We start from the raw sequence: 22077 nt of genomic DNA on the forward strand, positions 1-22077 counted from the left end.
TCAGTTTGTATGATTCGACGTGGGGAGTTGATCCGCATGCGGCTCGGCAAGACCGCCGTCGTCCTCGGGGGCAGTGCCGCCGGTCTGTGCTCGGCCGGTGCGCTCGCTCCGCACTTCGACCGAGTCCTGGTCCTCGAACGCGACCGGCTTCCCGCCGAAGCCGAGCACCGCCGCGGGGTGCCGCAGAGCAAGCACCCGCACTTCCTGCTCAACTCGGGCCGGCGCGCGATCGGGGCGTTGTTCGACGGCTTCGAAGAAGACCTCATCGCCGCCGGCGGCCTGCACCTGATGCCGTCCATGGACGCCGCCTACCTCGACGGCGAAGGCTGGTCGGCCCGCAAACGCAGCGCGATGACCATGGTCTACAGCTCGCGGATCCTCATCGAACGCGTCCTGCGCGACAAAGTGCGTGAGCTCCCCGACGTCGAGATCCGCGAAGGAGCCGCGGTCACCGGCCTGACGACGCGGGACGGCAGGATCACCGGCGTCGGCTTCACCACCGCCGGCGGCGACGAGCACGTCGACGCGGACCTCGTCGTCGACGCGATGGGTCGCGGCTCCTCCGTCAGCGCCTGGCTCGTGGCCGCGGGCTGGCCCGAGCCGGAGACCAGGACGCTCGACGCCAAGGTCACCTACACCTCGCGCTGGTACGAACTGCCGGCACCGCGGCCCGCGACCTGGTGGTGGCGGCACCTGGTGATCATGCCGACGCCGGACAAGGGCGAGCACCCCGCCGAACACGAGTACCTGGTCAACTTCTTCCCCGTCGAGGGCAACCGCGTCATCGCCTGCATGGGCTCGTGGGGCCTGGACATGCCGCGCACGACCGACGCGTTCGTCGAGACGGCCCGCCGGGTCCGGACGCCGATGTTCGCCGCCGCGATGGACCGGTGCGAACCCACCTCGGAAGTCCACCTCACCCGCTCGACCGGCAACAAGTGGCGCCGCTACGACCGCCTGCGCACCCCGCCCGAAGGGCTGGTCTTCGTCGGCGACTCGATCTGCGCGTTCAACCCGTTCTACGCCCAGGGCATCAGTTCCGCGGCCGGCTCGGCGCTGCTGCTGCGCGAACACCTCGCCCGCGCCGGCCGGCTCGACGCGAAGTTCTCCGCGAAGTTCCTTGCCGCGCAACGCAAGCTGCTGAACGTGCCGTGGAGCCTGGCGATGGCCCGCGACCAGGGCTACGCCTGCGCCGAGGGCACCGAGAAGCCGCGCGAGTGGAAGCGCCGGCTCCTCGCGGCCGTCTCCGCCCCCGCGTTCAGCCTCATCGTCGGGGCCGCCCGGGAGGACGCGGTCGTCGACGAGCACTTCGCCAAGGTGTTCAACCTCGACGAGTCGCTGGGGGACATGCTGCGCACCCCACGCGTGATCGCGGGGCTCGTGCGTTACCGCGTCCGCGCGGCGCTGGGCCGGCACCGCGTGCCGTTCGGGTTCGACCCGCAGGCCGAACCACCGGCCACGGACTACACCTCGGCGACAGCGACAGCGACCGCGCGATGACCGCGGCGTGCGGGCCGGACGCCGCGGCCCTCACCCGCGGGCTGGGCTTCGACTGCCACGACGTCGCCCCGGTCGTCTCGGTCCGCTTTCCGTGGGAGCTCGCCCACTGGACGATGCCACTGCTCGAACTGCTCGTCGTCGGTGGTGCGATCTTCGCCCTGGTGCACGCCGTTCGCCGCCACCGCGCGGGCGATCCGGTCAACCTGGCGCTGTGGTGGGCGTCGCTGGTGTACCTCTTCGTCACCGAGCCGCCGCTGTACTTCCCGGAGTGGTTCGGCCTGGACCGGATCTACGGCTTCATCTTCGCCCACAACCAGTTCACCGTGCAGTTCATGGCGGACCGGCTGCCGCTCTACATCGTCGCGTTCTACCCGGCGTTCAGCCAGCTCGCCTACGAACTCGTGCGGGCGCTCGGGATCTTCCGGAGCCGGGGCCCGCTCGCCGGTTCGGTGGCCGTCGCCTTCGTCTGCCAGGTGTTCTACGAGGTCTTCGACCAGCTCGGCCCGAAGCTCGAGTGGTGGGCCTGGAACCCGGGCAACCGCATCGTCAACCACCCGGCGCTGGCGTCGGTGCCGATGACGAGCATGCTGCTGTTCGCGTCCGTCTCGTTCGGGGCCCTGACCTACCTGGTGGTGCGGCCGGCCGGTGGCCCTCGGCGCGGCCGGTCACTCGGGTGGCGGACCCTGGTGGCCGGTATCCTCACCCCGCCGACGATGGCGATCGCCGGTCTCCCGTCGAGCCTCTTCGACGGCAACACCACCGCGCAAGCCTGGATTCTCGGCGTCGAGCTGGCACTCGTCTGGGTGGCCGGCGCCGGGATCATCGTCACGACCCGGGCGGAATGCCTGGCCCTGTCCGCCTTCGTGCGGATCTACCCCGCCGTCTACCTGGGCGCGCTGGCGGTGTTCTGGATCGCCGCGGACGGCGGCGGCCCGGCCGGCAACCTGCCCTACGCGCTCGCCTGTTTCGCCGCGGCCGGGCTGGTGCTGGTCGCGCTGTACCGGAAGGCCCGGGCCCCTGCCCCGGTCTGAGCCCACCCGGTCGGGGAAGATGGGGCGCATGGGGCACCACGGATGGCGGGGCAACCCGCCCGGCACGGAAGACGAGGCCCGCCGCCGGATCGTCGAAGCGGCGACGGCGTGCCTCGACCGGGCCGGGCTCGCGAAGACCAGCCTGTCCGACGTCGCCGCCGAGGCCGGGGTGACGCGGCAGACCGTCTACCGCTACTTCCCGAGCCTCAACGACATCCTGCGCGCCGTCGCCCTGGCCGGCGTCGAAGAGTTCGCCGGGCGGATGGAACGTCACCTGGCTTCTTTCGGCAGTGCCGCCGAGGTCGCCGTCGAGTCCGTGGTGTTCGCCGTCCGGACGCTGCCCGGCGAGCGTCATCTGGGGCTGCTGCTGCAGGCCGGCGAAGCCGACTTCTTCACGGTCGGCGTGCTCTCGCCGCTCGCTTTCTCCTACGGCGCAAGGATTCTCCGCAACGTCCCGGTGGCCTGGGCCGCCGTCGGGATCGCCACCGACGACGACCTCCAGGGTCTCGCCGAAATCCTGATGCGGCTCTTCCTGTCCTTCCTGCAGTACCCGTCGACCCCGGCGCTCACCGACGACGGGATCCGGGCGCTCGTCCGCCGCTGGGTCGGCCCCGCCCTGCGCGGCTGATCACCCGAGCGCGCTTTCCCTTGGCCTGGCTCATTTTCGCACCACGGTCGTGTCGCTGGTCAGCGGTGCCCCGTCCGGGGCGGTGGGCACGAGGGTGGGGACGACGGCGCCGCGTTCGTCGACCAGGACCGAATGCGGCTCGCCGGCTTCGAAGGCGTGCCGCTCACCCCATTGCCGCAGGGTGACGATCACGGCGAAGAGGTCTCGGCCGGCCGCGGTGAGCGCGTACTGCCGGCGTTTGCCCGACGGCGCCTCGACCTGCTCGATCACGTCGTGGGCGGCGAGCTTGCGGAGCCGGTCGGCGAGGATGTTGCGGGCGATGCCCGTGCGCTGCTGGAAGTCGGTGAACGAGCGGGCGCCGTCCATCGCGTCCCGGATGATCAGCAGGCTCCAGCGGTCGCCGATCAGGTCCACCGCCCGCGCGACCGGGCAGCTCGGGTCCGTCCACATCACTCCTCCAGTGAGTTGCGTAATGAAACCATTCTGACCTACGCTCCGAAGAGTTGCAAATCGCAACCAATCGGGAGGTGTGGTGGGACGCGGGTCGAGACTGCTGCTGGCGACCGTGTGCGGGGTCGCGGTCGCGGGTGTCTACGCCGGGCAGCCGGTCCTCGGCCCGATGGGCGACGACCTGGGCGTTCCCCGCGGCTCCGCCGGCTGGTTCGTGGCGGTGGGCCAGCTCGGCTACCTGGCCGGGCTGGTGCTGCTGGTGCCTCTGGGTGACCGCCTCGACCGGCGGCGCCTGATCGCCGCGCACCTGGGTCTGGTGGCGGCGGGCTCGGCCGTCACGGCGGCGGCGCCGACGGCCGCGGTGGCGTTCGGCGGCCTCGCGATCACGGGACTGTTCGCGGTGGTGGTGCAGACGACCGTCGCCTACACGGCGTCGCTGTCGCCGCCGGGCGAGCGAGGACGCGACCTCGGCGTCGTGACGTCCGGAGTGGTGGCCGGCATCCTCGGCGCGCGGGTGGTCACGGGCACGCTGGCGGACCTCTGGGGCTGGCGCGGCGGCTATTTCGCCTTGGCCGCCCTGGCTTCGGTTCTGTGTGCGCTCTGTCTCGTCGCGCTGCCGGCGGACCACCGGACCGGCGCCGAGCCCTACGGGCGGATCCTCCGGTCCTTCTTCGGGCTGTTCACGCAGCCGCTCTTCCTCGGCCGCGGACTGATCGCGTTCTTCCTCTTCGCCTCCTTCGGCACCCTGTGGAGCGGCCTGGCTCTGCCGCTGGCCGGCGAGCCGTGGCACCTGAGCGAGACGCAGATCGGGCTGTTCGGCATCGCCGGCCTCGCGGGCGCGTGGGGAGCGGCCCGGGCCGGCCGCTGGGGCGACGCCGGCCACGCGAGGCGGGTCACCGGCATCGCGCTGGTCCTCCTCCTAGGCTCGTGGCTGGCGATCGGCGGTCTCGGCTGGTCCCTGGTGCCGCTGGTCGCCGGCGTGGTGGTGCTCGACTTCGCGGTCCAGGTCGTGCACGTGGGCAACCAGCACGCCCTGACGACGGCGTTCGCCGAGCGCACCAGCACCACGATCGGCGCGTACATGGTGTTCTACTCGCTGGGCTCGGCGTTCGGTGCCGCGGCGACCACGAGGGCGTTCGCCTCGGCGGGCTGGCCGGGCTCGACCGTCCTGGGCGCGGCCCTGGCCTTCGGCGCCCTGGCCGTCCGGTTCACCACCACGGCGTATCACCGGGCTCCCTCGCGGCTCCGAACGCCGAGGAGGTACCGCGATGAACCTGTTCCGCACCAGCAGTCTCGCCCTGGTCGCCGTGCTCGCCGTCGGCTGCTCGGATCCCGCCGGTCCGAGCGCTCCCGACTCCGGCGCCGCGGAGTCACCGCCACCGGAGTCACCGCCGCCGGCGTCGGTCCCGAGCATGGAGCCGACCGGGCCGGAGGCACCGAGGTCCGGTGACGACGGTGTCGCGATCTCGATCCCGCAGCTGCCGATCGGGGGCGGGGCCGGCCCCGAAGGCGCCGCGGAGCAGTGCGTCACCGTCAGCTGGCTGCAGTCCGGCCTCTCGCTCGGCTCGGGCGTGCAGGTCACCGCGGTCGGGTTCGACGACCCGGGTGTCTTCCGTGCGGGCGGCGGCTGCGGTGGGGCGGACGCCTGCACGCGATTCACCTTCCACGCGAACGGCGACACCTGTTCGGTCGCGGTGACAGCGCTCGGGACCGGCCGCGAGACACGGCTGAAGGTCGCGGGCAAGGCCGCCTGCTCCTGCCCCGACCTCCGCAGCCGGGTGGAGCCGAACTCGATACCCCTGAGGCAACCGGACGGGCCCTCCGAGCCGGAATCGCCGACGCCCGAGACCCCGACGTCCGAAACCACCGCGTCGGGGTGACCTCGGTGCCCGACGAGAAGCCGGGCCGGTTCGAGCGCTTCGTCGAGGCCGGCAAGTCCGTCGTCCCGCCGCTGACCCTGCTCGGTGCGCTGCTGTTCTACTTCGGGTACGTCTCCGCGCGCTCGCAGTACGAGTACTTCGGCGTCGACGTCGACACGATCGGGCTGGGGACGCAGGACTACATCATGCGCAGCCCGCAGCCGCTGCTGACGCCGCTGCTGGTGTTCGCCGCGGTGGGCGCCGGCGCGGTCGCGGTGCACGCCGCCGTCCGCCGGCGGACCCGGGACGCGGCCACCGCCCGGACGGCGGCCCGGCTGGGCCGCGCCGGCCAGGTGACGGGCGTGGTCGCGCTGGGCGCCGGGCTCCTCCTGCTGTCCGGGTACCCGTTCCTGCGCGACTGGCGGCTGTACGGATTGGTGACCCCGCTGCTGATCGCCGCCGGCAGCACGCTGTTCCGGTTCGGCTCGTTCGTCCGGCGGCTCGCCCGGTCGCCGGCGGACCCGGCGCCGCCGCACCGGGTCTCGACGGCCCTCGGGTACGTCGCGATCGCCGTCAGCGCGTTCTGGCTGACGGCGACCGTGGCGCAGTGGTCCGGCCGCGGGCTCGCGATGTACGAGGCGAGCCGCCTGGACAAGCGGCCCAGCGTCATCCTCGACACCAAGGAAAGCCTGTTCCTGCGCAGCCCCGGCGTCCAGGAGACCAAGCTGCCGGCCGCCGACGGGCAGACCTTCCGCTACCGCTACCGGAACCTGCGCCTGCTGATCCACGGCAAGGACCGGATGTTCCTGGTGGCCGACCGGTGGTCGGCGAGCGGCGCGACGATCGTCGTCCCGCTCGACGGCTCGGTGCGCGTCCAGTTCCAGTTCCAGAACCAGCGCCCGTGAGCCCGCCTCGGCCTTGGGCATCCGGGGCCGGCCGGGCACCCGGCGTATCAAGCGGCTCCCCGGGTGCTCCGGAGAGCATGACCACCGGAGTCGCACGGTTCGTCGGCGAGCAGCGCCGCGATCGCCGGCGTGCGCCGCACCCGGGCCAGGCACCGCGCCCGCGACGGGCCGATCGAGCCGACCGGGATGCCGAGCGTCGCGCTGATCTCCCGATAGGACTTGGGCGGGTCGCAGAACAGCAGCGCGAGCAGCTCCCGGTCCCGCGCCGGCAGCCCGGCGCACGCGCGGCGGGCGGCGGTCCGGCGTTCGGTCCCGATCAGCCCGGCGTCGAACGCGGGCTCGGTCAGCTCGCCGAGCAGCGGGTCGTCGGTCGGGACCTGCCGGTTCTGGTGGCGCAGCAGCCGCAGGCATTCGTGCCGGGTGGTGGTGCGCAGCCAGCCGGGCAGCGCCTCCGGTTCGCGGATCCGCGCCAGGTTCGCCACCAGCCGCAGCCACACCGCACCGCTGACGTCCTGGGTGTCGGCACTGCCGAGCCGGAACTGCGCGCACACCGACCAGACCAGCGAGGAATATCGGTCGACGATATCCCGCCAAGCCCATTCCGCACCTCGGGCGGCATTTTCCAGCAATGGCACCGGCGAGTCGTGCATGGCCCCTCCTCGGATTGGGATGTTCCCGGGTTCACGATTTCGCCACGCCCTGCTCGCCGACCTTGCAGAGACCTTGCGGGGCGAGCAGCATCGACGTGGCCGGTCGGGACGCGTCGAGCACGGGGAGTCCGCCGCATGGAGTTCCTGCTGTTCGGGGAGGTACAGCTACGCGTCGCGGGACAGCCGCTGGACGTCGGGACGCCGCGGCAGCAAGCCGTCCTCGCGGCGCTCGCGGTCGACGCCGGGCGCCCCGTTCCGATCGAGACGCTGATCGACCGCGTGTGGGGTGACGAGCCACCGGGGGAAGCGCGCAATGTGGTGTATTCCCACCTGAGCCGAATTCGGCAGGTGCTCGGCGAGGTCACCGAGCTGACCGGCACAAAGACCGGCGTAACCCGGCGAAGCGCGGGATACGTGCTGGAAATCGATCCCGGTGCGGTTGACCTGAACCGGTTCGCTCATTTGGTCGAGCGCGGAAATGACGTCCGCGAAACCGACGACGACCGGGCCGCGGCGCTGCACGAAGCATTGCTCAGCTGGCGGGGTGCGCCGCTGGCCGGCCTTCAGGGCGAATGGGCCGACGGGGTTCGCGCGACTTGGCACCGGCGCCGGCTCGACGCGGCCGTGCACTGGGGCGAGCTCGAACTGCGGCTCGGCCGGCCCGACGCGGTGATCGCCGCGCTGGCCGACCTCGCCGCGGAGTACCCGCTCGTGGAGCCCCTCGAAGTCCTGCTCATGCGTGCCCTGCACGCCGCGGGGCGCGACGCCGAAGCCGTCGACCGCTACGCCGTCGTGCGGCACCGGCTCGCCGACGCGCTCGGCACCGACCCCGGGCCCGAACTGCGTGCGCTGCACGAGTCGATCCTGCGGGGCGAGCTGCCGGCCACGGCTCCGGCGGCACCGCCACCACCGTCGTCGCCCGCTCAGCTGCCGCCGGACACCCCGGGGTTCGCGGGGCGCGAGAGCGCGTTGCGGCGGCTCGGCGAGGTGACCGGCGGACCGTCACCGGCCGCCCGGGTCGTCGTCCTCTCCGGGACCGCCGGGGTCGGCAAGACCACGCTGGCCGTCCACTGGGCACACTCGGTCGCCCGCGCCTTCCCCGGCGGGCAGCTCTACGTGAACCTGCGCGGATTCGACCCGACCGGGTCGCCGATGACGCCGGCCGCGGCGGTGCGCGGGTTCCTCGAAGCGCTGGAGGTGCCGGGCGAACGGATCCCGACCACCTTGGACGCGCAGGTCGGCCTGTACCGGACGCTGCTGGCGAACCGGCGGGTCCTGGTCGTGCTGGACAACGCCCGCGACGCCGGGCAGGTGCGTCCGCTGCTGCCCGGCGCGCGGGCCTGCGTGGTCGTCGTGACCAGCCGCGACCAGCTCGCCGGCCTGGTCACGGAGGGAGCGCACCCGCTCGTCGTCGACCTCCTCGACGACGCCGAGGCACACGCCGTGCTGCGCCGCCGGATCGGCGACGGCCGGATCGCGGCCGACCCCGCCGCGGCCGAGGAGATCATCGGGCTGTGCGCGCACCTCCCGCTGGCGCTGGCCGTGGTGGCGGCGCGCGCGGCGACGTATCCCGCGTTCAGCCTGGCGGCGCTGGCCGGGCAGCTGCGGGACGCGCGCGGCGGCCTCGACGAGTTCGCCGGCGCCGACCCCGCGACCGACGCCCGCGCGGTGTTCTCCTGGTCGTACCTGCTGCTGGACCCCGCGGCCGCCCGCCTGTTCCGGCTCCTGGGGCTCCACCTCGGCCCGGACATCGGCACCCGCGCGGCGGCGAGCCTCGCGGGCCTGCCCGCCACCCGGGTGCGGCCGCTGCTGTCCGAGCTCGCGAACGCGCACCTGGTCGCCGAGCACGCCCCCGGCCGCTACACCATGCACGACCTCCTGCGCGCGTACGCCGACGAGCTGGTGCACGCATCGGACTCGTACGGCGACCGGGAAACCGCCGTCCACCGCCTGCTCGGCCACTACGCCCACACGGCTTACCACGCCGACGGCTTCCTCGATCCGCGCCTCGAGGTGCCGCCCGCACTGACCCCGTTGCCGGCGGGTGCGGAGGCCGAACGGATCCTCGACCGCCGGCGGGCCCTGACCTGGTTCGAGACCGAGCACCGGGTCCTGCTCCAGGCCGTCGACGTCGGCGCCGAGTTCGACGCGCGGGTGTGGGAGCTGGCCTGGGCGATCCAGCGGTTCCTCGCGATGCGGGGCCACTGGCACGACGAAAGCGACGTCCTGTCGGCGGCTTTGGCCAGCGCGCGCCGCTTGGGCGACCAGCGCAAGCAGGCGTTCGCGCACCTGCACCTGGGCGGCACGCACGTCCGGTTCGGCAGGCAGGCCGAAGGGGCCGGCCACCTCCAAGCTGCCCTGACCTTGTATCGCGCCGGCGAAGACATCGTCGGGCAGGCCTACGCGCACCGGCAGTTCGCCTGGCTGCTCGATCGGCGAGGGGAGATCACCGACGCGCTCACGCATGCCGAGCAGGCGCTGGAGCTGTTCCGCGGTGCCGAGCACCAAGCCGGGCAGGCGACGGCGCTCAATGCGGTCGGCTGGTTCCACACCTTGCTCGGCAAGCACGCTTCGGCCATCGAGCACTGCCAGCAGGCCTTGGACCTGCAGACGCAGCTCGGCGACCTCATGGGCGCGACCCAGAGCTGGCACAGCATCGGCTACGCCCACCAGCAGCTCGGCGACCACGCCCGGGCGATCGCCTGCTACGAGAAGGCGCTGGAACTGGTGCACCGCAACGGAAACCTGGTGATCGAGGCGCGGATGCTCATCGACCTGGCGAACCTCCGCCGCGATCTCGGCGATCTCGAGTCGGCCCGCGCCGGGTGGCAGCGAGCCCACGGCATCCTGGCCCGCCTCGCCCACCCGGAAGCCGACGAAGTGCGGACGAGGCTGGCGAAAGTACACAAAGGATAGTCAACTGACAGAGGGAGTACCATGTCCAAGGACAAATCGGCGAAGTACGCCACCTTCCTGCGCGATGTCCAGAGAGCCACGAAGGACCTGCCGAAGTCGCAGCGGGAGCTGCTGTTCGCCAGCCTGTTCCTCGCCTGGATTTCGGCGGCGAAAGAAGAGGAACTCCAAGATGGGTTTTCGGGCGCCTTCACGCCGGAACAGGCGGCGCTACTCGTGAAGTACGCCGACGGAAGCCCGCTGGTCCACCTGACGCCCCGGTTGGTCGACAACTCCATCCAGTCGACCGCCAGCTACTTCAAGTCCATCAGGTCCTGAGCATGAGCGCGCCGCCGGTGGTGCTCGTTTCCATGCCGTTCCTCGAAGCCGATCGGCCGTCCATCCAGCTCGGGCTGCTCAAGGCGATCGCGCGGCAGCACGGCTTTCCCGTGCGGACCCTGCACGCCAACCTCGACTTCGCGGTCCGGATCGGGCTCGACCACTACCGGCGGCTCGCCGACCACCGGGGCCGGCAGATCGGTGACTGGCTGTTCTCCGTCGCGGCGTTCGGCGACGCCGCGCCGGACCCGGACGGGAAGCTGCTCGACGAGCTCGGTGAAGAACTGTCCTACCTGGACGGTCCGGAGCGGTTGCTCGCCACGCGCGAGCACGAGGTGCCCGCGTACCTCGATGCCCTCGCCGAGGAGCTCGCGGGCGTCCGCGTCGCCTGCTTCAGCTCGACGTTCCAGCAGAACACGGCGTCGTTCGCGCTCGCCCGGCGGCTCAAGGAGCGGGATCCGACCATCATCACCGTGTTCGGCGGGGCCAACTTCGAGGGGGAGATGGGCCTGGAGCTGGTGCGGTCCGTGGGCTGCGTCGACCTCGCCGTGCTCGGCGAGGGTGACGTCGCCTTCCCCCGCCTGCTCGACGCCCTCGCCACCGGCGCGGATCCGGGCGCGATCCCCGGCGTCGCCCGGCGGGTCGGCGACGAGGTCGTCGCCACCCCCGCCGCACCGCCGCACGAGCGGCTCGACGAGCTGCCCGTGCCGGACTACGGCGAGTATTTCGAGCGGGCGACGCGGCTCGGCCTGCCGACCGAGCACGTCGCGCTCCCGTTCGAGTCGGCCCGTGGGTGCTGGTGGGGTGCCAAGCACCACTGCACGTTCTGCGGGCTCAACGGCACCACGATGCGCTTCCGCGCCAAGTCGCCGGAGCGGGTGCTCGGGGAGCTGGACGCGCAGGCGCGCCGGCACCGCACCTTCCGGTTCGACGCCGTCGACAACATCCTCGAACCGGGCTACCTCAAGGAGCTGCTGCCCGCGCTCGCCGACGGGCGGCGGGACTACCAAATCTTCTACGAGGTCAAGGCGAACCTGACCCGCGCACAGCTGAAGCACCTCGCCGAGGCGGGCGTCACGCAGCTGCAGCCGGGCCTGGAGTCGCTGAGCTCCGCGGTGCTCCGGTTGATGGACAAGGGCGTCCGCGCCGCGCAGAACGTCAACTTCCTGCGCTGGGCCCGCTACTACGGCATCGGCGTCGGCTGGAACATCCTGTGGGGGTTCCCGGGGGAGCCGGCCGAGGAGTACGCCGCGCAGGCGGCGGCCGTCCCGCACCTGGTCCACCTCCAGCCGCCGGCCGGCGCGGACCGGCTGTGGCTCGAGCGGTTCAGCCCGCTGTTCACCCAGCCCGCCCGGTTCCCCCTGCGGGCGCGCGAGCCCGAGGCCAGCTACCGCCACGTCTACCCGTCCACAGTGGACCTCGACCGGGTCGCGTACTTCTTCGACTACGCCCCGGAAGACGAGCTGCCGCCCGGCGTCTACGCGCCTCTGAGGGACGCGGTGTCGGCGTGGTCCGCCGCCTGGGAGGAGAAGCAGCCGCCGGTGCTCGTGTACCGGTGCGCCCCCGGGTTCCTGCAGATCTACGACGGCCGGCACCCCGCAGACCATGGCACCTACACCTTCCGCGACACGCTCGCCGACGTCTACCTGGCCTGTGTGGACCGTCCGCGGACCGCCCGGGCCGTGCACCGGGAACTCGGTCTCACCGTGCCGGTTCCGGCCGTGGAGAAGGCTTTCCGGGAGTTCGGGGACCGCGGGCTGATGTTCCTCGACGAGACCTTGGCCCTGTCGCTCGCGCTGCCCGCGACACCCGGCCGCTGACGCGTATCAGGCCCGCCGCCGGAGCCTCCGTCCATCGCCAGGTGCGAGTTCGACGAAAGGCGCGTGACATGGACCCGTCGGTCATCGTGGCGACGGCGAACGCCGCGGCGGAGCGGCTCACCGGCCGGGCGCCGTGGGCGTTCACCTGGGGGCCGCTCGAGCGGGGGAACTGCACGATGGTCGCGGGAGCCCGGTGGACGCTCTTCCCCGACGGGACCGCCACCTTCGACGGCACCGTGGCCGGCGGGCCCGGCCGCACCTGGGTGATCTGGCACGTCGACCTGCTCGACGCGCACGGGACCGTCCTGGGCTCGCTGGCCACCGAGCACCCGGTCGAGGGCGACTGGCGCAAGTTCGTCCGGACCACGCCGGGCGGTGCGGGACCCCTCCGGTTCCGCGCCCGGGCGAGCTTCGACGCCGGCCTGTGGGACGACCTCGCCGCGGTGCGGATGCACTGGAGCTGCTGACCGAAATGCCCTGGTAAGAGGCATGTTCGAGCGAGAAAGATCACGTCGTGGCGGACAGTCCCGCCGCCGTCACGCATGATGCACGGACATGGTCGAAGAGTTCCGCTTGCGCTCGGTCGCCGCGGCGGCGTACGGGCCGGCCGCCCTGTTCGGGCTGTCCGAGGGAGCCGTGCTGCCGGTCATCGCGCTGAGCGCGATCGACCGCGGGGCGAGCACCCCGGCGGCCGCGCTGATCGCCGCGTTGCTCGGGGTCGGCTCGCTGGCCGCGAACATCCCGGCCGGCATGCTGGCGACGCGGGTCGGGGAACGCCGGTCGATGCTCCTGGCGGCGGCCGTCATGGTCGCCGGCCTGCTGATCTGCCTGGTCGACCTGGGGCACGGACCGTGGTCGCTGCTGCTCTACGGCAGCGGGGTCGTGCTGATCGGCGCGGCGAGCGCGGTCTACGGCCTCGCCCGGCAGACGTACCTGACCGAGATCGTCCCCGAGCACATGCGCGCCCGGGCGTTGTCGACGCTGGGCGGGAGCATGCGGATCGGCGTGTTCCTCGGGCCGTTCGCGGGCGCCGCGGCGATGCGCTTCGCCGGGCTGCCCGGCGCGTACTACGTGAGCCTGGCCGCGATCTTCGCGGCGGGTGCCCTGGTGCTGCGGGTGCCCGACCTGGTCGTGACCGCGGACGACCGGGCGGCCGCGTCCGCGGTCACGACGCGGGGGATGCTCAAGCGGCAGTGGCGGGTCTACGCGACGCTGGGCGCCGGAATCCTGCTGCTGTCGGCGATCCGCCAGACCCGCCAGACGGTGGTGCCGCTGTGGGCCGCGCACATCGGCCTGTCGCCGACGACCAGTTCGATCATCTACGGCGTCGCCGGCGCCGTCGACGCGCTGACGTTCTACCCGGCCGGAAAGGTGATGGACCGCTACGGCCGGCGCTGGGTGGCCGTGCCGGCGACGCTCGTGCTGGGCGTGTCGTTCCTGCTGATGCCGCTCGCCGGCGGCGCCGCGCCGCTGACGGTGGCGGCCATGGTGATGGGCTTCGGCAACGGGATCGGCTCGGGCATCGTGATGACGCTCGGCGCCGACGTGTCACCGAAGGTGGGACGGCCGACGCACATCGGCATCTGGAACGAGCTGGCGGACATCGGCACCGGGGTGGGCCCGCTGATCCTCTCGGCGGTGACCGCGCTGGCCGGTCTGGGCGCGGGGATCGTGGCGAGCGGCCTGGTGGGTTTCGCGGCGGCCGGAGCGTTGTGGAAGTGGATCCCGAGACGCCGTCGTGCCGGCGCGGACTGCCCGGCGCGCTGATCCCAGTTCGTCGAACGCGTGTTCGGCAAGGCCGAGCGAGTGGCATGACCTCCGGAACAAGTCGGCCGCGACTGCAACGGATCGCCCGGGCAGCGGCATCTTGAGGGGTGTGCGGTTCGAAGAGTTCTCCCGTGAGCAGCTGCCCGGACTGGTGCGGTTCGCCGCCGTGCTGACCGGTGACCGTGAGCTGGCTCAGGACGTCGTGCAGGACGCACTCGTGCGGGCTCACCAGAGCTGGCGGCGGATCGCGACGGTGGACCGGCCCGACCTGTACCTGCGGAAGATGGTGGTCAACGGCTACCTCGGGTGGCGCCGCCGCTGGTACCAGCGATCCGTGCACCCCACCGCCGATGTCACCCGGTTCGGCGAGCCGGCCGCGCCCGATCCGGCGTGGCGGATCACCGACGCCGACCAGCTCGCCGGGCCGCTCGCACGGCTGAGCCGCGCCCAACGCGCGTCGATCGTGCTGCGGTTCTACGAGGACCGCGACGACGCCGAGATCGCCGCGGTCCTCGGCTGCGCCTCCGGGACGGTGCGCAGCCACATCTCGCGCGGCTTGAGCGCCCTGCGTGTCGAGCTCAAAGAAGGCAAGGAGAGTGTGTGATGACCGACCTCGACGAACTGCGCCGCGCGCTGCGCGCCCAGGAGTCCCTGGCGCCCGATCCCGAGCGGGTGCTCGCCGCCGCCACCCGCCGGATCCGGCGGCGCCGCACGACCAGCGTCGTCGCGGTGGCGCTCACGGTGGCCGCCCTCGGTGCGGGAGCCGTCTGGGTGCAGGGCCGGGGTGCCGCGGTGGTGCAGCCGGCCGCGAGCGTGAGTGGGTCGTCCGCTCCGGCGGCCGCCCCGTCGGCCACCGTGCCCCCGAACGCGCCGGCGATCAGCCTCGAGGACGGGTCCTGGGACTTGTTCATGTGGGCCATCCAGCCGCACTTCGCCGCCCTGCACTACGGGCAGGGCCATCAGTACGCGTTCGAGGTCGAAGTCCGCGACGGTGCCGCGCCCGAAAGCGCACTGACCGCGAAGCCCTCGGCCGCCGGTCAGCTCCAGAACCCGCGGTCGGTGATGTGGCAGGACGGACCGGATCGCTGGATCTGGGCGAAGACCACGAAGCCGGTGACGGCCGCGGAAATGCTGGTCCTGCTGGGAAAGATCGGCACCAAGCCGCCGGCGATCGACTCGCCGCTCAAGTCGGTGCGGGTTCCCGACGGGCAGAAGGTCGCCACGTTCACCAGCGAGCCCGAGACCAACACCCTGGTGCTCTGCCCCGACCCCGAGGCGAGGAAGACCCCGCTCGACAGCCGCTGTTTCTCGCTGACCGTGTCGCTGACCGGCAAGGCCGCGACCAGCACGTTCCCGCAGGACCCGCTGCCCGTGCACCAGCACCGTGAGCTCGGCGCCTACACCGTCGAAATCGACAGCTCACCCGCCAACGAGCAGGCCGCGTCGACCTTGCTGGATTCCGTTCAGCTCAAGCGATAGGCCGGCCGGAACGCAGTCGGTCTTCTGCCGAAGGAGTTTCGATGCGTGTTCTCGTGGTCGTCATCCTGGTGGCCGCCGTTCTCGGCTCGCTCACCGCGGCGTCCAGTCTTCGCTCCGCGAAGGTGAACGCCGCGGCGGAAGAGCCGGTTTCGTCCGGGCAACCGGACACCGCTCCGCGCTTCTCGGGTACGCGCCCGGGCAACGCCGACGTGGCGGTCGACGTCCGGGGCGAATGGTCCTGGGCGTTGCGTGAGCTCACCACCGGTGCCGTGGTCGGCGGCGGAATCCTGCGCACCACGGCCGAATCCCTGATCAAGATCTGGCTCGTCGTGGACTTCCTCGCTTCGCGCGAGTCGCGGATTTCGGCCGCCGACGAGGCCCGGGTGACCCGGATGATCCGGGTCAGCGACGACCGCGCCGCCCAGACGCTGTACCTCCGGCTCGGCGAGGACGACTCGATCACGCGGATGATCCGGACCTGCGGGTTGCGGGAGACGGTGGTCCGCCCGCATTGGTGGTCCAAGACCACGATGTCGGCGGCCGACGCCAGCCTGCTCGGCCGGTGCGTGGCCCGCGGTCCGGGCGTGAGCCCGCAGTGGCGGGGCAAGCTGCTCGACCTTATGCGCTCGGTCGATCCCGGCGACGCGTTCGGCATCGCGGAGGCCCCGGCGCTGGCGGGCGAGCGTCCGGCGGTCAAGAACGGCTGGACCCGGCACGGGAGTTCGTGGACGGTGAACTGCCTGGCGATCTGGGACCACTGGGTGCTCGCGGTCCTGGTGCACTACCCGGACCAGGGCGACGAGCACCGGTACGGGGCCGAAGTGTGCAAGGCGGTCGCCCAGCAGCTGTTCGGCCGGACCGGCGCCGGGTTCGCGCCGGGCTGACGACCCGGGCGATCACCCGGCGGTACGGTCGGCGGATGGGGTTCGGGGAGCGGGCGCGCCGGGTGCGTGACGGGAGCCTGGCGCACGGCCGGCGCGTCGCGGCGCTGTGCTCGTGCGTGAGTCTGTATCACCCGATCGGTCACCGGGCCACGTTGAGCTTCCTCGCGGAGCTGGCCGGGCCGTACCAGCGGCACGAGCGGGCTCTGCTGCGTGCGCTGGAGGAGCTGGAGGCCAGTCGCGCGGTGTGGCGCGTGGAGGCCACCGCCTACGCGAATTCGCGCTTGACGCAGAAACGGCTCGGCCGGCGGGTGCCGCCACCGGGCGATCCGCCGCCGCGGGGCCGGCTGGGCGGGCACTGGTACGCGGCGGTCCCGGAGGTGTCGCGACGCGCGGTCGTGCACGCGCTGAAGCTCTGGGAGCGGGACCTTCGGCCGGACTTCGCGCAGGACGAGGTGCGGTCGGTCGTCCGGTCGTGCATCGCCGCCGGTGGCCGGCTCGGCGACGAGCTTGCGGACACCGTCTCGAGCCTCCGGGCGCAGGACGAGAGCGCGGAAGTCCGCCGGGCGCTGATCCTGCTGCGCGGTGCGTCGCGGAGTGACCCGCCCGGCAGCGGGTGACCACCGGGGTCACCCGCTGCCGGGGGAGATCACCGGGTCATGAACTCGTCCGGCCGCAGCGCGCGGCCGACGATCCGGACGTCGCCGATCCAGCCGTGGAACACGTTGTCGAGCGCGCCGCCGTATTCGTGGCCGCCGAGGAGCCACGGGAGACCGAGGGAGGCGATGCCGACGGAGTCGGTGAAGGGGTTGTCGGCCACCGGGGAGCTTTCGACGTAGACCTTCGTGTGGTGCCCGTCGTTGACGACCGCGATGTGCCACCACTGGTCTTCGGCCAGGCCGTGGCTCCAGTTGGTGGTCGGGTAGGTCTGGCTGAGCGGGTAGCAGTTGAACTGCACCTCACGACCGTTGTTCGTGGTCATGAGCTGGGCCACCGGCTCCTTCGGGTCGGTGTTCTTGCCGTGCTTGCCCGCGTCGCCGGACGCGCCGCGGCGGACCAGGACGGGCATGTTGCCGTTGGCGCCGCCGTCCCAGTCACGCGGGATCTTCACGAACGTCTCGATCGTGTAGCCGCGGGTGAACGTCTCGGTGTTCAGCGGCGCGCGCGAGCCCGTGGTCAGGTACCCGCCGTGCAGCGGGTTCCGGCCGCCGGCGAACCGGAGGCTGGCGTGGCCCGGCTGGTCGGCGTGGTGGTCGTCGGTCCAAGTCAAGGCGCCGGGGGCGGTGCCGGCGACGGACTGCAGCGTGAGGTCGTTGCCGTGACCCGACAGATCGCGCACCTTCTGGCCGGAGGTCACGGCGCTGCCGTTCGCGCCGACGTTGTCGAACCGCCAGTACGCGAGCGTGCCCGGTACGAGCACCGCACCGGCCGGACGCGCCGGGCGGATCGGCACGGGGATGAAGCCGGAGAACCGCTGTTCGAAGTCGATCGGCGTCGAGAAGCGGTCGACGGACGTGGTGAGCCGCGACTCCAGCACCTCCAGGCGGTTGCGCTTCGCGGGGTCCTTCTCGAGGATCCACGGCGAGATCGTCTCGACGTCGATGGTGTTGCGTTCGAGGTCGAAGTGGTACAGGCGCAGCATGCCGCCGCCGCTCATGTAGCGGTTCTGGTAGTTCGTGATGTGCAGGTGCACGTCGTTGCCGGCGGCGTTCTTCTTCGTCATGCGACCCGAAGGCCAGTAGTGGCCGTTGAGCGTGAGGAAGATCTGGTCGTTGTCCTTGATCAGCGAGTCCCAGACCGTCTGGCCGTAATCGGTGATCTCGGCATTGTTCTCGGCGTCGCCCGACTCGTACGGGTAAACCTCGTCGCCGTAGGTCGGCGCGACGATCTCGTGGCAAGTCAGGATCACGGGCAGGTGCGGGTTCTTCTTGATCACGTCGTTGGCCCACGCGAAGCCCGCGGCCGAGGTGCGCCAGTCCATGGCCAGCAGCAGCCACTCACGCCCGGCGGCGCGGAAGACGTGCGCGGTGTTGTAGCCGCTCGCGTCGGAGCCGAGGAACGACTTCCGGCGGCGGAACCGCTGCGGGCCCATCGTCTGCAGGTACGGCGTGGTGCCGCGGGTGTCGTCGCCGGACACGTCGTGGTTGCCCGCGAGCACGCTGTAGGCGACGCCGGCCGCGTCGGCCGCCTTGAACGTCTTGTCCACGGCCTGAAACGACGTGACGTCGGCGTCTTGGGTCAGGTCGCCGAGGTGGGCCAGGAAGACGATGTTGCCGTCCGGTTTGCCGCTGTTCTCGATGACGTACCGCAGCGACGCTTCCTGCGGTTCCGGGTTGATGCTGTTCTGGCTGCCCCAGTAGAGGTACTGGGTGTCCGGCATCACGGCGACGGTGAACTGACGGCTCTCGCCGTCCGGGTTCCACCGGCCGCCGCCCCGGTTCGCGCTGTCCGTGGTGTTCGCGGGGCCGGCTTCCGCCGGTGCGGCGCCGAGCGCACCCAGCGCCGTCGCGCCGACGCCGGCCAGCCCCGCGGTGCGCAGGAAGGACCGCCGGTTCGGGCCGGCCTGGTTTTCGCGCATGATCTGCCTCATTCGGTTTTCGGGAGAATCCTTCGGCGATCCGGACGCTAATCCCGCCTGCTTGAACCGATGCGAACACCAGATGGCCGGTTCACGTCGGCTCCCTTACCCGGAGGGGGTGGACCACTCGCGTCGGGCGATGGCACCTGACACAGTGGACCGATGCTGAAGCAGGTGGCCGACGGTGTCTGGGTGCGGCAGAGCGCATGGGTCTCGAGCAACGCCGTCGTGGTGCGGGCGGACGACGGCCTGGTGCTGGTCGATCCCGGCATCGACGGCGCGGACCTGGACCAGCTCGCCGACGACGTGGACCGGCTCGGTGTGCCGGTGGTCGCCGGGTTCGCCACCCATCTCCACTGGGACCACCTGCTCTGGCATTCCCGGTTCGGCGACGTGCCGCGCTACGCCACCGCCGCCTGCGCCGAAGCCGCCGGGGCGGTCCGGGAGCGGGCGCGGGCGATGGCGGCGGAAAGCGCGACGGGCATCCCGCTGGAGCTGATCGGGCTCGTCACCCCGCTGGCCGCCGGCGGGGGACCGGTGCCGGGGGAGATCGTCCCGCACGAGGCGCACGCCATCGGCCACGCCGCGGTCCTGCTGGCCGACCGGGGTGTCCTGCTCGCCGGGGACATGCTCTCCGACGTCCTGATCCCGATGCTCGACCCTCGCCGCCCCGGTCAGGTGGACGCCTACGAGACCGCGCTCGACCGGCTGGGCGAGGCCGCCCGGCACGTCGACGTCGTGGTTCCCGGCCACGGCGCCGTGGCCGAAGGGCCCGAGGTGGCGGCGCGTTTCGCCGCCGACCGGGCCTACCTCGGCGCGCTGCGGCGCGGGGAAGAACCGGTCGACGCGCGTCTCGAGCAGGACTGGCTCGCCGGACCCCACCAGGCGAACCTGGCGCAGGCCCGAGCCTCAGCCGGGTAATTCCCGCGCAGGAACAGTCTTCCGGGCGACGCGGCCCCACAGAGACGCGGCGGCGATCGCCACGGCCAGGAGCGTGACGCTGCCCGCGATGTCGAGAACGTAGTGGTTGCCCGTGGCGAGCACGTCCGCCGTCATGAGCAGCGGGTACACCCACGCCACCAGCGCCAGCCGCGGACGCGTGTCACGCAGCGCCGACCACACGGCGTAGGCGCACCACAGCGACCAGCCCACGTGCATGCTGGGCATGGCCGTGTAGTGGGTGGGACTCGTCCAGCTCGGCACGTCGAAGATGTCGTACCGGGCAACGATGTCGACCGCGCCCGGCAGCGCGAACCGCGGCGGCGACATCGGCACCGCCCAGTAGACGGGCAGGACGAGGGCCATCATCGCGACCATCGTCCGGCGTACCCGGCGGTAGACGCCGGCGTGCCGGACGAACACCCACAGCAGCACCCCGGCGATCACCACGTAGTACAGCCGGTACAGGTACACCGCGAGCTGGCTGAGGACCGGGTTTCCGGCGAGCCGGCTGTTCACGCTCCGCTCGATGTCGAGGTGCACCGCGTGTTCCGCGGACTGGAGGGTGAGCGCGTTGGCGGTGGCGGCCGCGAAGTCCTTGCCCACAGCGGCGTCGAGGCGCGCGAAGAGCAGGAACCAGAGCACCAGCAAGATCAGCTCGACGAGTACGGCAGGCCGCGCGCCGGTACTCCGGAAGAGCACTCGACGGTAGCGACGCACGCGGTCACCCTAGCGGTCGCCCGAGCCGGTGTCCTGGGTTCGCTCATTCGAAGAACTTGAGGCTCCAGCCGGTGTCGGCGGTCGCGCCCGGGACGTTGGCGCGGCGGTACGTCGTCGAACCCCACCAGCAGAACGTTCCCGTGTACCAGGAGCGGTTGGCCCACGAATACGGCGTGCCCTTGGGGACGGCGTGGAACATCAGCGGAAACTTCGGTCCGGCGGGCGGGCTCGTCGCGATGTCGCCGTTCAGCAGGACGAAGCTGTGGCTGCCCGGCCCGTCGACGGAGAGCGTCGGGTCCCAGCCGGCCATCATCGTCTCGCGGTGGGAGCCGAAGAGGCAGCCGTTCGACTTGTACCAGTCCCAGACGTACGTCGGGTCGCCGCCGGCGCGCAGGCGGACCTCGGCGATGCAGTACTGGTCGCTCCAGCTGCCGTTGGCCGAGTAGGTGATGTGCAGCTGCCGTTCGGGTCCTTGATCACCGCGGGTGCCTCGTTGATGAACGGGTTGCCCACCACGCGTTCCCAGCTTTCCCGCGGTTGGGAGATGACGTACCGCGCGCCCGTCGGGGTCGTGGGGCTGCTCATCCGCGCCAGGTAGAGGTTCTGCTCGACGTTGGTGTCCCCGGCCCAGCCCGACCAGACGAACCACCGCTGGCCGCCGAAGGTGAACAGCGTGCCGTCGATCGCCCACTTGCCGTCGGGCAGCGCCAGCTGCGTCTCGGCCGTGTAGCCGCTGTCGGCGGCGGCAGAGCTGATCACGTACATCCGGTGTGCCGCACCGGTCCCGGCCGAGAAGTAGACGTAGAAGCGGCCGCCGTCGAGGACGATCTCCGGGGCCCACACTTCGCCGCGGCCGCGGGTGTCCGACCAGATCCGCCGGGCGGGCGCGCTCGCGAGGCCGTCGGGTGAGCCGGCCTGCCGCGCCACGATCCCACCCCCGGACGACTGCACGGCGACGTAGGTGGAGCCGACCCGGAGCACGCTGGGATCGGCGGCCCGCAACGGGGTCTGCCCGGCCTCGGCGGCGGGGGAGGCCATCGCGGCGATGAGGGCGAAAACGGCGGCGGGGTACAGGAACCGGGAGAGCTTCATGACCACATCCCTCGGTCGATCCGGGGCGGGAACCGACAGGATCACCCGTGCTCGGGTCCGTCCGGTAGGGCCGGGGGTGCTTGCTCGATCAAGATCGGCCGAAATTGGTCTGAACCGGTGAGGTCCGGCGGGAGGACGCCCCGTCGCGGCGAGGTGCGATCACCGGCCCGTCGAGCACCCGGCCCGACGCGCTCGTGGCGGTGGCCGCCCTGCTGGCGCCGGACGCTCCGGAAGTGGCCGCCCGCGCGGCGGCCGCCCACGACGCCTGCCTGCGGGAGCACGCCGACCGGCTCGACGACCGCGGCGTCGACGCACCCCTCCCGGGCTGCCGCGGATCGCGCTGGTGGACGTGCTCGCCGACCACGGCCTGCTGGCCGAGGTCGACGGGAAGGAAGCACCCGGCGAGATCCCCGGCCGCGCCGATGCAGTGAATGACCCATTTACTGCATCCGACGCCATGAATGACCCATTCCTGTCGTCAAGACCCGCCGCCCGAGCCTGCACCGTCAACGAACCTCAGACGCGTGACACCGGTGGGGGCCGGGGG

At 72.0% G+C, this 22077-nt stretch carries 23 protein-coding genes; 17 read left to right on the forward strand and 6 right to left on the reverse strand.

The features are described 5' to 3' along the window. Positions 1–36 precede the first annotated feature (36 nt). From ACZ4TR_RS28335 to ACZ4TR_RS28345, 3 genes are read left to right on the forward strand one after another with little or no spacing between them, the layout of a single operon-like run. On the forward strand, positions 37–1500 hold the full coding sequence (locus tag ACZ4TR_RS28335) for an FAD-dependent oxidoreductase (protein WP_465289949.1): 1464 nt from the start codon (positions 37–39) through the stop codon (positions 1498–1500). Next, positions 1497–2531 (forward strand): hypothetical protein, encoded by a 1035-nt coding sequence (locus tag ACZ4TR_RS28340; RefSeq protein ID WP_465289951.1) that lies wholly within the window; start codon positions 1497–1499, stop codon positions 2529–2531. Before ACZ4TR_RS28335 ends, ACZ4TR_RS28340 begins: the two co-directional genes overlap by 4 nt. Before the next feature lie 28 nt (positions 2532–2559). Continuing rightward, positions 2560–3159 carry a TetR/AcrR family transcriptional regulator gene (locus ACZ4TR_RS28345; protein ID WP_465289953.1) on the forward strand — a complete coding sequence of 200 codons (600 nt, stop codon included), beginning with the start codon at positions 2560–2562 and terminating at the stop codon, positions 3157–3159. 30 nt (positions 3160–3189) lie between these two features. Here ACZ4TR_RS28345 and ACZ4TR_RS28350 read toward each other — a convergent pair whose 3' ends face one another. Beyond that, positions 3190–3609 (reverse strand): winged helix-turn-helix transcriptional regulator, encoded by a 420-nt coding sequence (locus tag ACZ4TR_RS28350; protein WP_465289954.1) that lies wholly within the window; start codon positions 3607–3609, stop codon positions 3190–3192. An 82-nt stretch (positions 3610–3691) separates the two neighbouring features. Here ACZ4TR_RS28350 and ACZ4TR_RS28355 point away from each other — a divergent pair, with 82 nt between their 5' ends. Genes ACZ4TR_RS28355 through ACZ4TR_RS28365 form a run of 3 tightly spaced genes read left to right on the forward strand, consistent with a single transcriptional unit; the run spans position 3692 to position 6373 of the window. Then, positions 3692–5059: an MFS transporter gene (locus ACZ4TR_RS28355; RefSeq protein WP_465289956.1), complete on the forward strand. Its 1368-nt coding sequence runs from the start codon at positions 3692–3694 to the stop codon at positions 5057–5059. Further along, on the forward strand, positions 5022–5489 hold the full coding sequence (locus tag ACZ4TR_RS28360; RefSeq protein WP_465289958.1) for a hypothetical protein: 468 nt from the start codon (positions 5022–5024) through the stop codon (positions 5487–5489). The genes ACZ4TR_RS28355 and ACZ4TR_RS28360 overlap by 38 nt, the downstream gene beginning before the upstream one ends. A gap of 5 nt (positions 5490–5494) precedes the next feature. Next, a complete protein-coding gene (locus ACZ4TR_RS28365) occupies positions 5495–6373 on the forward strand; it encodes a hypothetical protein (protein ID WP_465289959.1) in 879 nt (292 codons plus the stop codon). A gap of 47 nt (positions 6374–6420) precedes the next feature. Here the strand turns inward: ACZ4TR_RS28365 and ACZ4TR_RS28370 are convergent, their stop codons facing one another. Continuing rightward, positions 6421–7023 (reverse strand): RNA polymerase sigma factor, encoded by a 603-nt coding sequence (locus tag ACZ4TR_RS28370; protein WP_364527480.1) that lies wholly within the window; start codon positions 7021–7023, stop codon positions 6421–6423. A gap of 135 nt (positions 7024–7158) precedes the next feature. Between ACZ4TR_RS28370 and ACZ4TR_RS28375 the strand changes: the two genes are divergently transcribed. The 9 genes from ACZ4TR_RS28375 (at position 7159) to ACZ4TR_RS28415 (ending at position 16821) form a co-directional block, all read left to right on the forward strand. After that, complete coding sequence (locus tag ACZ4TR_RS28375; RefSeq protein ID WP_465289961.1) at positions 7159–9939, forward strand: AfsR/SARP family transcriptional regulator; 2781 nt, start codon at positions 7159–7161, stop codon at positions 9937–9939. Positions 9940–9960: 21 nt separating this feature from the next. Next, entirely contained in the window at positions 9961–10254 is a 294-nt protein-coding gene (locus ACZ4TR_RS28380; RefSeq protein ID WP_465289963.1) for a hypothetical protein, read from the forward strand. 2 nt (positions 10255–10256) lie between these two features. Next, positions 10257–12074: a RiPP maturation radical SAM C-methyltransferase gene (locus ACZ4TR_RS28385; RefSeq protein ID WP_465289965.1), complete on the forward strand. Its 1818-nt coding sequence runs from the start codon at positions 10257–10259 to the stop codon at positions 12072–12074. Positions 12075–12142: 68 nt separating this feature from the next. Continuing rightward, a complete protein-coding gene (locus ACZ4TR_RS28390; protein WP_465289967.1) occupies positions 12143–12541 on the forward strand; it encodes a DUF6294 family protein in 399 nt (132 codons plus the stop codon). A gap of 88 nt (positions 12542–12629) precedes the next feature. Further along, entirely contained in the window at positions 12630–13841 is a 1212-nt protein-coding gene (locus ACZ4TR_RS28395) for an MFS transporter (protein ID WP_465289969.1), read from the forward strand. Between the two features lie 109 nt (positions 13842–13950). Then, the gene (locus ACZ4TR_RS28400) at positions 13951–14445 is read left to right on the forward strand and encodes a SigE family RNA polymerase sigma factor (RefSeq protein ID WP_465289971.1); all 495 of its coding nucleotides are present in this window, start codon (positions 13951–13953) and stop codon (positions 14443–14445) included. Further along, entirely contained in the window at positions 14445–15320 is an 876-nt protein-coding gene (locus ACZ4TR_RS28405) for a hypothetical protein (protein WP_465289973.1), read from the forward strand. Before ACZ4TR_RS28400 ends, ACZ4TR_RS28405 begins: the two co-directional genes overlap by 1 nt. 41 nt (positions 15321–15361) lie before the next feature. Beyond that, complete coding sequence (locus tag ACZ4TR_RS28410) at positions 15362–16204, forward strand: serine hydrolase (RefSeq protein WP_465289975.1); 843 nt, start codon at positions 15362–15364, stop codon at positions 16202–16204. Between the two features lie 35 nt (positions 16205–16239). Then, positions 16240–16821, forward strand: a complete 582-nt coding sequence (locus ACZ4TR_RS28415; protein ID WP_465289977.1) for a hypothetical protein — start codon at positions 16240–16242, stop codon at positions 16819–16821. Between the two features lie 29 nt (positions 16822–16850). Here ACZ4TR_RS28415 and ACZ4TR_RS28420 read toward each other — a convergent pair whose 3' ends face one another. Continuing rightward, positions 16851–18779, reverse strand: a complete 1929-nt coding sequence (locus ACZ4TR_RS28420) for a LamG-like jellyroll fold domain-containing protein (RefSeq protein WP_465289979.1) — start codon at positions 18777–18779, stop codon at positions 16851–16853. 162 nt (positions 18780–18941) lie between these two features. On the opposite strand from ACZ4TR_RS28420, the gene ACZ4TR_RS28425 reads away from it, so the two are divergent. Further along, entirely contained in the window at positions 18942–19700 is a 759-nt protein-coding gene (locus ACZ4TR_RS28425; protein ID WP_465289980.1) for an MBL fold metallo-hydrolase, read from the forward strand. Here the strand turns inward: ACZ4TR_RS28425 and ACZ4TR_RS28430 are convergent. The 3 genes from ACZ4TR_RS28430 to ACZ4TR_RS28440 are packed head-to-tail and all read right to left on the reverse strand — an operon-like array spanning position 19689 to position 21530. Continuing rightward, complete coding sequence (locus ACZ4TR_RS28430; RefSeq protein ID WP_465289982.1) at positions 19689–20438, reverse strand: phosphatase PAP2 family protein; 750 nt, start codon at positions 20436–20438, stop codon at positions 19689–19691. The two genes, ACZ4TR_RS28425 and ACZ4TR_RS28430, sit on opposite strands and share 12 nt — an antisense overlap. A gap of 43 nt (positions 20439–20481) precedes the next feature. Then, complete coding sequence (locus ACZ4TR_RS28435) at positions 20482–20748, reverse strand: hypothetical protein (RefSeq protein WP_465289983.1); 267 nt, start codon at positions 20746–20748, stop codon at positions 20482–20484. Beyond that, positions 20748–21530: a family 43 glycosylhydrolase gene (locus tag ACZ4TR_RS28440; RefSeq protein ID WP_465289985.1), complete on the reverse strand. Its 783-nt coding sequence runs from the start codon at positions 21528–21530 to the stop codon at positions 20748–20750. The genes ACZ4TR_RS28435 and ACZ4TR_RS28440 overlap by 1 nt, the downstream gene beginning before the upstream one ends. A 200-nt stretch (positions 21531–21730) precedes the next feature. On the opposite strand from ACZ4TR_RS28440, the gene ACZ4TR_RS28445 reads away from it, so the two are divergent. Beyond that, positions 21731–21961 (forward strand): hypothetical protein, encoded by a 231-nt coding sequence (locus tag ACZ4TR_RS28445; RefSeq protein WP_465289987.1) that lies wholly within the window; start codon positions 21731–21733, stop codon positions 21959–21961. Positions 21962–22077: the final 116 nt, after the last annotated feature.

It is taken from the genome of Amycolatopsis sp. NPDC028719 (assembly GCF_055565395.1).